At 47.7% G+C, this 13,916-nt stretch carries 12 protein-coding genes, 1 other RNA gene and 2 pseudogenes; 13 read left to right on the plus strand and 2 right to left on the minus strand.

Going from position 1 to position 13,916, the window contains the following annotated elements:
• The 3 genes and pseudogenes from HMPREF0080_RS07465 to HMPREF0080_RS07470 all read left to right on the plus strand — a co-directional run.
• Positions 1-529: pseudogene (locus HMPREF0080_RS07465) on the plus strand (GntR family transcriptional regulator); the annotation flags it as partial.
• A 15-nt stretch (positions 530-544) separates the two neighbouring features.
• On the plus strand, positions 545-682 hold the full coding sequence (locus HMPREF0080_RS09975; protein WP_006790809.1) for a hypothetical protein: 138 nt from the start codon (positions 545-547) through the stop codon (positions 680-682).
• 222 nt (positions 683-904) lie between these two features.
• Positions 905-2,313: pseudogene (locus HMPREF0080_RS07470) on the plus strand (FAD-binding oxidoreductase).
• Between the two features lie 288 nt (positions 2,314-2,601).
• Here the strand turns inward: HMPREF0080_RS07470 and ssrA are convergent.
• Positions 2,602-2,952, minus strand: a transfer-messenger RNA (tmRNA) gene (gene ssrA / locus HMPREF0080_RS09490).
• 63 nt (positions 2,953-3,015) lie between these two features.
• Positions 3,016-3,174, minus strand: a complete 159-nt coding sequence (locus tag HMPREF0080_RS10065; RefSeq protein ID WP_006790813.1) for a hypothetical protein — start codon at positions 3,172-3,174, stop codon at positions 3,016-3,018.
• 173 nt (positions 3,175-3,347) lie between these two features.
• On the opposite strand from HMPREF0080_RS10065, the gene HMPREF0080_RS10280 reads away from it, so the two are divergent.
• The 10 genes from HMPREF0080_RS10280 (at position 3,348) to HMPREF0080_RS07515 (ending at position 13,909) form a co-directional block, all read left to right on the plus strand.
• Positions 3,348-3,599, plus strand: a complete 252-nt coding sequence (locus HMPREF0080_RS10280; RefSeq protein WP_216436710.1) for a helix-turn-helix domain-containing protein — start codon at positions 3,348-3,350, stop codon at positions 3,597-3,599.
• Positions 3,541-4,326 (plus strand): sugar-binding transcriptional regulator, encoded by a 786-nt coding sequence (locus HMPREF0080_RS07475; protein ID WP_216436711.1) that lies wholly within the window; start codon positions 3,541-3,543, stop codon positions 4,324-4,326. Before HMPREF0080_RS10280 ends, HMPREF0080_RS07475 begins: the two co-directional genes overlap by 59 nt.
• A gap of 37 nt (positions 4,327-4,363) precedes the next feature.
• Positions 4,364-4,717, plus strand: a complete 354-nt coding sequence (locus HMPREF0080_RS07480; protein WP_280959848.1) for a PTS glucitol/sorbitol transporter subunit IIA — start codon at positions 4,364-4,366, stop codon at positions 4,715-4,717.
• Positions 4,718-4,825: 108 nt separating this feature from the next.
• A complete protein-coding gene (locus HMPREF0080_RS07485) occupies positions 4,826-5,644 on the plus strand; it encodes a transketolase (protein ID WP_006790816.1) in 819 nt (272 codons plus the stop codon).
• Positions 5,644-6,564 (plus strand): transketolase family protein, encoded by a 921-nt coding sequence (locus HMPREF0080_RS07490; protein ID WP_006790817.1) that lies wholly within the window; start codon positions 5,644-5,646, stop codon positions 6,562-6,564. The genes HMPREF0080_RS07485 and HMPREF0080_RS07490 overlap by 1 nt, the downstream gene beginning before the upstream one ends.
• An 83-nt stretch (positions 6,565-6,647) precedes the next feature.
• Complete coding sequence (locus tag HMPREF0080_RS07495) at positions 6,648-8,153, plus strand: phosphohexomutase domain-containing protein (protein ID WP_040347513.1); 1,506 nt, start codon at positions 6,648-6,650, stop codon at positions 8,151-8,153.
• Positions 8,154-8,162: 9 nt separating this feature from the next.
• Positions 8,163-8,660 (plus strand): methylated-DNA--[protein]-cysteine S-methyltransferase, encoded by a 498-nt coding sequence (locus HMPREF0080_RS07500; protein WP_006790819.1) that lies wholly within the window; start codon positions 8,163-8,165, stop codon positions 8,658-8,660.
• Positions 8,661-8,733: 73 nt separating this feature from the next.
• Positions 8,734-10,668 (plus strand): LTA synthase family protein, encoded by a 1,935-nt coding sequence (locus HMPREF0080_RS07505; RefSeq protein WP_006790821.1) that lies wholly within the window; start codon positions 8,734-8,736, stop codon positions 10,666-10,668.
• Between the two features lie 54 nt (positions 10,669-10,722).
• Positions 10,723-12,705 (plus strand): LTA synthase family protein, encoded by a 1,983-nt coding sequence (locus tag HMPREF0080_RS07510; protein WP_040347516.1) that lies wholly within the window; start codon positions 10,723-10,725, stop codon positions 12,703-12,705.
• 52 nt (positions 12,706-12,757) lie between these two features.
• The gene (locus HMPREF0080_RS07515; RefSeq protein WP_006790823.1) at positions 12,758-13,909 is read left to right on the plus strand and encodes a glycosyltransferase family protein; all 1,152 of its coding nucleotides are present in this window, start codon (positions 12,758-12,760) and stop codon (positions 13,907-13,909) included.
• Positions 13,910-13,916: the final 7 nt, after the last annotated feature.

Here is a 13,916-nt window from a genome sequence, read left to right on the forward strand (position 1 = left end):
TGGAACTGGGAAGGATTTGTCGTCATGATGCCGCTCCGGGGTACATATGTTGCCGATATTTCCTTAAAAGATGTCGTCCAGGTATTTGAAATCCGCAGCGCTCTCGAAGAATTGGCGGCAGGCCTTGCGGCCGAACGGATCACGCCGGATGAATTGGAAGAACTAGAACGGATTGTCGTGGAAATAAGTGAGTATATAGCACGGGATGAGTTTGATAAAATAGTCGACGCGGACATCCGTTTTCACGGCGTCCTTTACAGAGCGAGCCGTTCGCCGGCTTGTGGATATACTTCATAATCTGCGTGAACAGATGTTGCGTTTCCGTTCCATTTCCATGCATTATCCCGGCCGTTTGGCGGCGACATGGGAAGAACATCGTCAGCTCGTGGAATATATTGCCAATCATAATAGTGTACAGGCGCGGAAGATTGCGAAGAAGCACATGGAAAATTCGGAGAAAACTCTCATTATGGGAATTAAGCAGGATAAAAATTCGGCTCGTCTTGTGCAAGAACTGTTTCCCCATTAACGAAAGGAGCGGCACATGGAATACGAAAATTCTGACGGTCATAAATACAAAAGGAAAGATGAATTCGAACATTTTTTAGAAATCCTCTCTAAGGGCGTCATCGTATTAATGGCGGTACGCCTTGTCATTGCCTTTTTTATGGATCAATTATAATGGCGGTGGGGTTGTCTGCGCAGGCCATATTTCCGGAAAAGTAGCATCGATTCGCCGGAATCGGTGTTATTTTTTTTGCTTTTTAAGATAAAAATGCGGGTTTTCAGTCTTTTTATTGATGGGCAGAGCACTTTAAAAACAGGGGAGTTCTGCCATATAATAAACTTATAAATTAGTTGTATCCCCGGAAAAAGAGGGAATATAAATCATGAGGAGTGCATTATGCAATATAATCCTGTAACAGAGGAAGTGTTGACCGCCTTGAGAGAAGCTCTCGGTGAGCAGTATGTAAAAACCGATCCGCAGGTCCTATCCGCCTATAAAGAAGAAGAAAGCCTGACCCCGTCTTTTTGGGGCACCCCGGAAGCGGTTGTCTTGCCGGCCGATCCGGAAGAAGTGGGCGAGGTGATGAAGATCGCCAATCGGTATAAAATCCCCGTTACCCCGCGCAGTGCCGGCACGAGTGTCAGCTGTGGCGCCGTTCCCGCGTACAAGGGGATTGTCCTCCCCATGGAACGCATGAATAAAATTTTGGAGTTCAATGAGGACGGTATGTATATGGTTGTTGAAGCCGGTGTCCGTACCGTCGATATCCAGAATCTTGCAAAGTCGAAACATCTCATGTATGCCGGTGACCCCTGCAGCGCCGACAGTTGTCTTATCGGAGATAATCTGGCAACCAATGCGGGCGGCAATAAAGCCGTCCGTTACGGTACGACGCGTCATCAGGTCTACGCTGGTGGAAGTCGTCTTGCCGACCGGGAAAATAACGACCTTAGGGGCGCCCCTGAAAAAGTGTTCTACCGGCTTTTGCCTTGAGCAGCTGATCATAGGCAGTGAAGGCACGTTGGGAATCATTACGAAGGCTACGCTGAAACTTGTACCCTTGTGTCCTTTCCGTCTTGATGTACTGGCCGTATTTACGGATCTCGGCAAAGCAACAGATCTCGTGCCGCAACTGGTCAAAGCGGGACTCAATCCGACCTCCGTCGAGTTCATGGATAACAACTTTGTCCGCAGTGCCTGCGATTACAGTGAAGTAAAGCTGCCTCACTATGAAGACGGGTTTTACGATAGAAGCGTTCAATGAAAGCGAATTGGATGAAAAAACGGAAAAGCTTGTCGGCATTTGTGAAAAATGCGGTGCCGTGGAGGTGGTCGAAGCGGATGAGCGTGTTTGGAAAGTTCGCCGTAACTGCTTGGAAAGTACGCGCGTGTTTTCAAAAGTTGCCACGTCGGAAGACATGGTCGTACCGGTAACGCGTATTTCCGATTGCATTCGGTATCTTGTTGAAGAAAGCAAAAGCTATGATTTCCGCATCTTCTGCCTTGCTCACGCCGGAGACGGAAATCTCCATTTCCAGATCTTGAAGGGCAATATGAGTGATTCTGAATGGGAGAAGCAGACGGAAGCCTTCCGTGCCGTCGCCTATCCTTATGTGTACAGCCTGGGCGGTCGCCTGTCCGGAGAACACGGCATCGGCCTGAAACGCCTGAAATATATGGAGAAATATACGGATCCTGTTGAGCTGGACCTGATGAAAACCATCAAAAAAGCAATAGACCCCAACTGGATCCTGAATCCCGGAAAAATACTGTCCTATCCAATCACGGCGCCGCAGGAGACGTGATTGGCATATAGGACGTACTCGAAAACAGCCCAAGAATGCGAGGGCGAAGCATGAAGCATGATTGGCAGCTGTTGACCGAGACTGTCCTATCCAATCACGGCGTCGCAGGAGAGGTGATTGGCATATAGGACGTACTCGAAAACAGCCCAAGAATGCGAGGGCGAAGCATGAAGCATGATTGGCGGCTGTTGACCGAGACTGTCCTATCCAATCACGGTGCCGCAGGAGACGTGATTGATTGTATAAAAAAAACGAGGTTATACTCATCGGTATAACCTCGTTCTCTTTTGGTGGAGATGAGGAGAGTCGAACTCCTGTCCGTACACACTGCCCCATGAACCTCTCCGAGCGCAGACCTTGTTCAGTGTTTCGATCGGTTTTCGTACAAGGACAAACCGAACCGATCCAGCCCGGTGGGTTCCCGCAACGGCCGTCGGGCCCGGCCGCTCGGTATCCCGCTGAGTGACGCCTGCAAACCGCACGCGGGATCAGCGGCAAGAGACGATAGTTGCCCTTAGGCAGCTAAAGCAAAATTGTTTTCTTTTGCGTTTAATTTAAAGGTTCACCGATTTACGGGCAGATGAAACCCCGGCTCGCTGTTCATGATACAACTGTACACGTCGAAACCTTTACATCCCCGTGAAAGGGTGCATAAAGGATATGCTCTGTTAAGTATAACATAAACGGTACAATATGTAAAAATCAGTGTTTTTCTCCTGTTTTCAGCCGTTTCAGTTCGGCCTGTTCCGCAGGCGGCAGGTTAACGCCGCAGCAACCGCCCGTAGTATTGGATGTAAATCCTTTATATACCTGGCGGATGACATTTTTTTGTTGTTTAATCAAGTTTCTTATATCTGCCATGGATAATCTCCTTCTGTATAATTCCAAATTAATTCGGTTGGACACTAATTAATAATCTTTATTCATAGCATATCATGTATTTTTAAAATCGTAAAGGTTTTCGGTGCACATAGCCATAAACGACAGGGCGGTGTATAATAAATATACTTAGTTACAGTAAACGGGGTGTGGTTGTGAGAAAAATCGTCGATGACACGCGGCTTTTAGTGAAATGTTGCCTTCTCTATTATCGTGAGAATTTAGGGCAGCAGGAAATATGTGATATTTTAGGCGTTTCCCGACCGACTGTATCGCGGCTTTTGAAACAGGGCAGAGAACAGGGAATCGTAAAAATTGAAGTGCATGATCCGTTTGCTCCCGAATTCGGTGAAACCGAACGTAAGTTGGAAGGAGCGTTTCGGTCTGCAGGAAGTTATCGTCGTTGAAGACAGGCCCATTGAAATCGAGTCGGAACATGTCAGCGCTCTGCTTGCCGTCACGGCCCTGGCCTATTTGGATCGCGTCCTTAAAGACGGTGATACGGTCGGCGTGACCTTGGGATTTACGCTGCATAACATCGCCCGGGCCGATTATGTGGTTGATAAAGTTGTTCATTGCCGGTTCGTTCCCGTTCTGGGCGGTGTGGGCGAAACGTATTTGGAGCTCCATGCCAACTGGCTGGCCGCGGAATTTGCCAAACGATTTCGTGCCGAATATATACCTTTTTATGCACCGGCTGTTTTTGCCGATGCGGGCGTAATCAGCGTATTTAAGAAAGAGCCGTCCATAAAACGGATTTTTGCTCTCTTTACTAATCTCAACGCCGTTATTATGAGCATAGGCGTTCCTCAGGGGGACTATTCGACAGTTCTTAAAATGCAATATATTGACGATCCTATTTTGCGGGACTTCTCCGCCCGCGGTGCAGTCGGCGATATAGGCCTGCAGTATTTTGATATAAACGGAGAGTCGGAACAATTCGCTTCCCATAATGAGCGCGTAGCCGGCATGACCTTGGCGGATATTCGCAAAGTACCGCGCCGTATTGCCGTCGTGGCCGGCAGCGACAAGGTAGAAGCCGTCATCGGCGCTATTCGCGGCGGCTACATCAATACGCTGATTACGGACGCTTCTTGTGCCGAAGGGCTTTTGGCCTGCCGGAAAGACACATAGAATACAGGAGTTTTAATAATGAAATATTCGGCACGAAATCGTCGGTTACGGTTCCGATGCATTGGAATTCCTCGGCGATCCCGATTTAAGGTATCTCGTTTTATTCGATTATACTGTACCGCAGGAACTTGCTGAAATCTCGGTTCTTCAAAAGCGCAAAGCCGGTCACGGCACCTTGGAAGTAGGTGATGCGTTTATCATTTGCGACAAGGCTTTCAGCATTACGGCTATAGGCAGTGAAGCCTTGCATACACTGGATGAACTGGGACACTGCACGCTGTGCTTTAAAGGCGGCAGTGAGGCGGAGCGTCCCGGCTGTATCATGCTGGACGGTGAAAAAATGCTTTCCAAATATGATGTCCGCGTGGGCAAAACTATAGAAGTCTACTAGCTTTCTAAAGGATTCACGGCGGGCAAATTTTCCTTTACGTAACGATGATTTTATATTATTCTGTTAACGTAAGCGGTTTTTACAGCACGACGAAAAGGGGAGAAGACGATGAAAAACGAAGAATTGGCAAAACATGCGGCCCATGTGCGTCAGAATATTGTAAAGATGCTGACTGAGGCAAAATCCGGGCATCCCGGCGGATCGCTATCCGTTACGGATATTTTGACAGTTCTTTATTTTGAGACGATGAATGTTGATGCCGCCGATCCGCATGATGCCGGCCGCGACCGTTTGGTTCTCTCGAAAGGCCATGCCGCGCCGGCCCTCTATGCGGTTCTTGCGGAAAAAGGATATTTTTCGGAAGAAGAACTGTGGCGGCTCCGCAAATGCGGCGCCATGCTCCAGGGTCATCCGGATATGAAACACACACCGGGCGTTGACATGTCGACCGGCTCTCTCGGACAGGGCCTTTCCGCGGCTAACGGCATGGCGCTGGCCGCTAAAATCGACAAGGCCGACTGGCGCGTGTACGTCGTCTGCGGCGACGGGGAAATCCAGGAAGGCCAGATCTGGGAAGCCGCCATGTCGGCGGCGCACTACCGGCTGGATAATATAACGGCTTTCATTGACCATAATAAATTACAGATTGACGGCACTAATGATGAAGTGATGTCCGTTATGCCGATCGACGAAAAATTCAGAGCTTTCGGGTGGAACGTCGTTGAGATCGACGGACATGATTACGATGCCGTTCGCGGTGCCCTGGCGATAGCGAGGACGACAAAAGGTCGCCCGACAGCCATTATTGCTGAAACAATAAAAGGAAAGGGCGTATCCTTTATGGAAAATCAAGTCGGCTGGCACGGTAAGGCGCCGAGTGCGGAACAATGTGCCGCCGCGATTAAAGAATTAGGGGGTGAAGCATAATGGGCAAGGCTACAAGAGCCGCATACGGTGAAGCGCTGAAAACCGTTGTTTATAAAAACCCGCGTGTCGTCGTATTGGAAGCGGATCTCGGCAACGCTACAAAATCCGGTGCGTTCAAAGAGGTTGCCCCCGAACGGTACTTCAACATGGGAATTTCCGAACAGGATATGATGGGTACGGCGGCAGGCTTTGCGGCGGCCGGTAAAATTCCCGTTGCCAGCACGTTTGCCGTGTTTGCTGCAGGCCGCGCTTTTGAACAGGTGCGTAACTCCATCTGTTATCCCAATCTGAACGTAAAAATCTGTGCCACCCATGCGGGCCTCACTGTCGGCGCCGACGGCGGCAGCCATCAGGCAGTGGAAGATATTTCTCTCATGCGTTCCCTGCCGAACATGACGGTTATCAACCCGGCCGACGCAAAGGAAGCGAAAGAAGCTGTTTGTGCGGCAGTCGAATATACGGGCCCCGTATATATACGGCTTGGCCGTGCGGAAGTCGAAGACATTCACGGCGAAGATTATGTCTTCCGGTGGGGCAGGGGTGAAATCCTGCGCGACGGGGACGATGTTACGATTTTTGCGACCGGTATTATGACGGCAAAAGCGTTGCAGGCGGCGGAACAACTTGCCGCTGACGGAATACAGGCCCGCGTTGTCAATATACACACTGTTAAACCGCTTGATGAAAAACTTGTTATTGAATCGGCACAAAAGACCGGTAAAGTCGTTACGGCGGAAGAACACAGCGTGATCGGCGGCCTCGGTTCGGCAGTAGCGGAAGTACTGGCACGCACCTGCCCGACGAAACAGGCCTTTGTCGGTATTAACGATACCTTCGGCGAGTCCGGTTCGCCCGACGATTTATTGGAGAAATACGGGTTGACGGCGGAAGCTATCGTTGCGGCGGCAAAAGAATTATAAGAATTACAGCGGGAAGGGGTTTTGTTTTTATGACGAAACCTCTTTTTTAAGATATGTTGCAGAAAATGCGGGAGGAAAGAATCATGACCGATAACGGTTCATACGAACAATTACAGAACGGCAGTGATATTCGCGGCGTTGCCACTGCGGGAGTTGACGGGGAAAGCGTCAATCTGACAGCGCGACGGGTTGTGCAAATCGGCGGGGCTTTCGCGGCTTTTCTGGAAAAACGTACGGACCGGGCCGCAAAAGAACTGAAAATTGCTGTCGGTCATGATTCGCGTATTTCTGCGGCTGAAATGAAACAAGCCCTTTTTGCGGGACTGGGCGGTGCCGGTGTAACTGTTCTGGATTGCGGCCTCGCATCGACGCCGGCCATGTTCATGTCCACCGTTTTTAAAGAGACGAAAACGGACGGCGCCGTCATGATTACGGCCAGCCACCTGCCGTACAACCGTAACGGTCTTAAATTCTTTATACCTGAAGGCGGTTTGGAAAAAGCCGATATAAAAGAAATCCTGACTACGGCGGCAAAGGAAAACACGGCGGCGGGAGAAGGAACTGTCGTGCCTTGCAACCTTATGGAGCTCTATACGGCTCATTTACGGGCAAGTATCTGCAAAGAGCTGGAGATTTCGGAAAAAGCCGGGCCCTTCAAGGGCATGCATATCGTTGTTGATGCCGGTAACGGTGCGGGCGGCTTCTTTGCGACCGATGTGTTGGCTCCGTTGGGCGCCGATATATCAGGCAGCCGTTTCCTTGAGCCGGACGGCATGTTTCCCCATCACGTCCCTAATCCGGAGGATGAGACGGCGATGGCCGCCGTCAAAGAAGCGGTTCTCACGAATCATGCCGATTTGGGACTTATCTTCGACACGGATGTGGATCGTATGAGCGCAGTCCTTTCCGACGGCACGGAAGTGAACCGCAATGCCCTCATCGCCATGATGGCGGCTATTTTGGCGGACGATTATCCCGGCGGCACCATTGTCACGGATTCCGTTACATCGGATGAATTAACGGATTTTTTGGAAAATGAACTTCATCTTGTCCACCATCGGTACATGCGCGGGTATAAAAATGTTATCAATGAATGTATCCGCCTTAATAAGAGCTTTGTTATATCCCCGTTAGCTATCGAGACTTCCGGACACGGGGCGCTCAGCGAAAATTATTTTCTTGATGACGGCGCATATTTGGCCGTGAAACTCCTCGTTGCAGCCGCAAAAGCGAAGCGGGGGGGGGGAAAGTTGGAAGCGCTGATCGAGCGGTTAAAAGAGCCGGCTGAGGCCGCTGAATACCGCTTGACTATCAGCGGCGTCAACGATGTTCATCGTTACGGCAATAAAGTACTGGAGGCGCTGGAACAAACCGCTTTTGACCGGCGGATCCCCGTCGCGTCCCCGTCTTATGAGGGTGTGCGTCTTATATTTCCCGAAGGCTGGGCTCTTTTGCGGCTGTCCCTTCATGACCCGAATATGCCTTTGAATATTGAAAGCAAAGAGGCGGGCGGCTGCCATATGATCAAACGCCGTCTTTATAATCTGCTGGCGCAATATGAACACCTTGATACGACGCCTTTAAAATAAGGAGGCCCCATGAAATATATTACTACGTATGAATCACCGCTCGGTATAATTATTATGGCAGGCACGGACAGGGCGCTGACCGCTCTTGATTTTGCGGGGCAGCTGTATCAGCCCGAATTCGGCGACGACTATAAGAGAAAGGAAACGCCGGTCTTTAAAGCGGCGAAGGCGTGGCTTGATGAATATTTTTCCGGTAAAGAGCCGCAAACGGACGTACCTGTGGAACTTCACGGCACAAGTTTCCGTCAGGAAGTGTGGTCCGTTTTGCAGAAGATTCCTTATGGCAAAACGACTACGTACGGCGCCATAGCGGCACAGATCAGTGCAAGAACCGGGAAACCCATGTCTGCCCAGGCCGTAGGGGGTGCTGTCGGGCATAACCCGATTTCCCTTATCGTGCCGTGCCATCGCGTTATCGGCAGTGACCGCAGCCTTACGGGTTATGCCGGCGGGCTGGATAAAAAGAGATACCTTCTTAATTTGGAAGGCATCCTCTATAAAAAATAGAGTCTTATATTATCATCGTTCAGATATAAGATGATATAATGACAGTGAGCCGTAGCTGAAAAGAGGTAGTGGCGTGAGCAGATGGCAGGTATTGACAAAGACCGTTCAAATAGAGATTCGTGCATTCTTGTTTTTTACGGTACTGTTTTCTTTGTTCCGCCTCGCGTTTATTATTTTCTTTTCGGAACAACTGGCTTCTGTCGGTATAAAAGATGTCGGTGAAGCAATGCTTCTGGGGTTGCGGCTAAGCCTCAAATCGACGGGTGTCATTGTTTTGCTGTCCGTTGTCGTTGCCGATACGCCGCAGCAATTATGGCTGAAGTGGCCGGCGCAGACAATACGACGTTTCAGCTACGGCTTCATGACTGTCGTTTTAACATTCCTCTTTGCCGGACGGCTGCCCTTTTATCGTATCTTTAACTCCGGGTATAATATGCTGGTTATTAACGGCAAGAACGACGGTATTAAAGCTATTTTGAAGACGGGCGTCGAACAATACCATGCGATTCCGCTCTTATTGGGGGCCCTCGCTGTGTCCGCCATATCGGTGCTGTTGTTGTACCGTGTTTTGAATTGCTCCGTAAGGACGGCGGAGCCGCCTGAAAGCCGTACCCGTAAGGTACTCCTGGCTGTCGGCGGTATCTTATTTTTTTTAGTGTTTTGCGTATTTATCCGCTATGGCGGCGGCTTTTCCTATGCGCACTCCGTTAACTGGGAAAATGCAGCCCGCCTTCCTTCGAACCTCTTGAATGAAGCGGTATTAGATGATATACAGGCACTTTATCGCGTGAGATCGATCCATAAACGGATGAGTAAGTTAAGTAGCGTTTCACTGACATCTGATGAAGTGCGCAGCCGTATTGCGGCAATCGGCGGCAACGGCAATGCGGATGGGTTTGATGAGGCGTTTACCCGTATCGTTACGACAGAACGGCTGCGTGAGCAACCGCGGTCTGTTACGGTTATCCTTGGCGAATCGTACGGACTGTGGCCGTTTTTAGCGGCCTATGACGAACCGGGTGCTTACATTGCCCGGGAAGGTCGCCGTTTGGCGGCTGACGAACACAGTATGAGCCCTGCATACGCCCTTGCCCAGGGAACGGGCACGATGCCGGCTATCAACGGCCTTTTGACCGGAATGCCCGATGTGGGCCTGTATCCGAACTATGAGCCGCAAAGTTATAAATCTGCATACGGTCTCGGTATCGGTTCCGTCATGAAACACCTCGGATATAAGACCGTATTCTGGTATGGCGGGTTCAGCACCTGGCAGGACGTAAAGAAGATGGCCATGGCTCAGAATTTTGACGAATTTCACGATGCGTCGGAGATGCAAAGTGATGAAGAAAATGCGTGGGGCGTAGCGGACGGGGCCCTTTTTAGGGCTGTCGAAACATACATGACGGCTCATAAAGGAGAAAAAATACTCAACGTTATCATGACGACATCCAATCATCCGCCCTACAGTGTTCCCGTCGAGAAAGAAGGCTTTGACGCGGATAAGGTGCACGGGCACGTGCCCGACTCCATTGCGGATACGCCCGAACAGGTCAATGAAATGGGACACTTCTGGTATGCCGACCATGTGATGGGTGAATTCGTGGATACCTTACGGCGACAGGATCCGACAGCACTCTTCGTCATTACGGGCGACCATAGTGAACGTTTCAGCTTTGTCCGTGACGTCGGACCGGGAGTTGCTTCGACAATACCGCTTATTTTCTACGGACAAGGGATGCGGAAAGACTGGATTGCCTCCGACAGTACGGGCATGTCCATTCAGATGATTCCGACTTTGGCGGAACTCGTCGGCCGTCCCGGAGAAACCTATATGTCAATGGTACCGAGCCTCTTCGAAAAAGAAAAGTTCGTTTTTAATCATCGGCTCTGGGCTGATGATAAGGGTATTTTTGAGCAGAATGACAGGATGCCGGGCGCCTATAAAGATAAAATTCGAATCATGCGTGAACTGACGGCATGGAGAATAAAGCACGGGAACAGGATATAAGGGCAACGCAGTAAGTTATGCGGATATTTATATTTATTGTATTGGAGAGAATATATGTTTTCAAGTATGTTTTACGGGGTACAGCAAGATGTAAAGCTGGCGTTGCTTGCTCCATTATTTTGTGCAGTGTTTCGCTTAATCTTTATTTTGGCATATGCGCCTGATAAAACGTTGCGCGGCAATGAAAAAAAGTGGATTGAATGCTTTAGGTACGGGTTTTGGTGGGGAATGGATTATAATGCGTATGTGTTTTTAGTCCTTTTTTTGTTGGTTACAGTGCCCGGTATATTTTTTTCATCCTACTATACAGTGGGAAACTATGTGCGGATTACCTTACTTGGATTGTATATGCTTGCTTTATATATCGCTTTTTCCGGGCGTATGATTTTTTACTATCATTTCCATGATATTTTCAACCCGACACTACGTTTAGGAGGCAAGGCTGATAAAAAAAATTTGATGGATATATTTTTCAATCAAAACCATGGTATATTAATTTTAGCGGGAATTATACCTTATCTGCTCACGTATACGGGGATGGCAGCACTGTTAATTCATGTTCCGCTGCTCATATATCCTCAAATATCGTCAAGGGTTTTGAATTTAGGAATTAATATATTTTTATTTATAGTATCTATACTCTTTTTTTATTGGTGCCGCTACGGCGGTACTTTAAATCACCGTAAAAAGCCTGAATGGGATACGGTACCTGAAGTTGTCAAAAATGATATTTTTTTCGGCAAGGCGACATATGACGATTTTATTAATTTGAAAAATATTTACAGACAGCCGGTACATGAAATTTTAAACCATAGTGACGAAGAGTCCGAGAAGATACTGGAGCCTGCGCTTCATGTCCGGAATAAGGAAAATATTTTACATGCTTTCAGGCGTTTTGCCGAAGGGGCAAGAATCACCAAACCGAAACATATATTTTTCATAGTTGGAGAAAGTTATACACAAGCTCCTTTCGATGAAGAATTCAGCAACCTTCATATTGTTGATAACGGAAAACGTTTTCGTAATAATGAGCATACTTTTGTGATCAATAACTTCTTGCCTGCCGGTATGATTTCTCAGCCGGCGATTACCAGCCTTATTTCAGGCATATTTGATTGTAACTTGGAAATTAACGAGAGACAGGATTTTCGTAATAAGCCCCCTGTTACATCGCTCCCGGCGCAGCTCTCTAAGCTGGGGTATAAGACTGTCTTATGGTACGGAGGGAGTTTATCATGGTCCAGTATCGGCGAGTTTTCAAAATCTATGGGCTTTGACGTGGCTTTGTCGGGAAATGTGATTTGTGCGAAAGATGCGCCTAAAACATGGCTTGGTGTGTATGATCATATTTTTCTTGACGGGATAAAACATAATCTGGAAAAATATGATGATGAGCCTTCGTTTCATTTTATCTATACGACTTCCAATCATGGACCTTATACAATTCCCATTGAGAAATACGGCATCAATGTGGGTCGGATTTTTTCCGATTTTCCTGAATCTATGAAAAGAAATAAAACATTGTTGGCAGATTTAGGAACCTATTATTATGTCGATTGGGCTCAGACCAGTTTCATAGAAGAAATAAAAAAGAGATATGCTGACAGTTTGATTGTTGTGACCGGAGACCATTCAAGGTTAGTAATTCCTCTCGGCAGTGAACGTTACCCTCGTAAAAGCCCTACTGTTCGTGAAATGTACTGCACATCTTTTGCCATGTATCATCAGGAAATCAAGGCGGATATGTTTACCACTACCCGTATAGGCGGCCATATGAATATAATACCGACTTTATTTGAATTAATTGCGCCTGAAGGATATGAGTACTATGCTTTAATGCCTTCATTTTTTGAAAAAGTCAATCAAGTTGTTACTCCTTACCACTGGTTGACTGATGATAGAATAGGGTATTATGGTGACAGAATAGCTCAGTATTTCTGTGATTATCAGAATATTGAACAAAATATAGTCGAATTTGAGGCAATCCGTAATGCTTATAGTGAAGTTACGGGTTGGTATATTCGCCACTGTAAGTAATGACAGCAGTTGAAGCCGTTGAATAAAGCTGACATAGGGGGAGTACATACAAATGCGTGTAGCTATACTGGAAAGCATAAGTATGCCTGCCGGTCATGAAGTTGAATTTGACCGGATTTTAGTGAATGAATTAATGCGTCAAGGCCATGAACCGATCTTTTTTGTTCCTGCAAACTTTCCTTTTAAAGACGATTACGGCGTGCCTGTCGTGTATTTGGACGGTGGTGAAGTTGTTACTTATGCGGGGGCGTCTAAGTGGAAGAAACCTTTTCTGTCACTTCTCCGAGAAAAAAGAAGGCGTGCCTGGTTTACAGCAGCGGCAAAGGAAATAAAAAGTCAACATTGTGATGCCCTCATTATTCCGACAAGTACATATCGATATGTCAACGCTCTGTTAGATACACCTCTGAAAGACTCAACCGTACCGATCCATCTTATTTTTCACGGTATAGGTAAGAAGGAATTGGAACGGTTTCATAAGCAGGCACGGCGAGCAAGGGCATATCGTGCTATTTACATGGATGTTATTACCTTGCGGGATGATATGTTGCGGACCGACTTGACGAATATACGAAAAATAATGCCTCCCGTCTTTTTGCCGGCCAGTCGTATTGATGTAAACACCGGCCGTTGTGAGTTGCCTGAATTATCTTTTCATCAGCCTTTGCGGTTAGGTTTTTTCGGACAGTTCAGAAAAGAAAAAAATATCATTCCTTTGTTGGATGCCTTCATAAAAGCAAGATTTGTCGGCCCTGTTACGTTACTGGTTCAAGGTGCGACAGCCAAGCCGGAAGACGGAGTACTGTTTGATTCTATTGCCGCAGAGTATAAAAAATACAAAAATATCACGTTCTTACACACTGATTTAATCGGTAAAAATTGGGACGAAGCCTTGTTGAATACAGATGCTTTTCTCATGCCGTATGGTGCCGAACGCTATCGCTATCATTGGAGCGCCATGTTATTTACGGCTATCGGTTTTAAAAAACCGGTTTTGGTATCACCTGAAATTAATCCGGAAGTATTATGTAACTATCATATCGGCGAAACGGTTGATCTCACATCGGTAGAAACAATATGTTCCGGGCTGGAATCATTTGTTAATACACTCCTTTCGGCGCCGTATGTATACCGACAGGGATTGGAAGCGGCTAACCGGGCATACAGTCATGAAAACTTAATCAAAGCCGTTTTAAATGTATGAAAAACGG

This window comes from Megasphaera geminata F0357 (assembly GCF_000239275.1).
Lineage (GTDB): Bacteria > Bacillota > Negativicutes > Veillonellales > Megasphaeraceae > Megasphaera > Megasphaera geminata.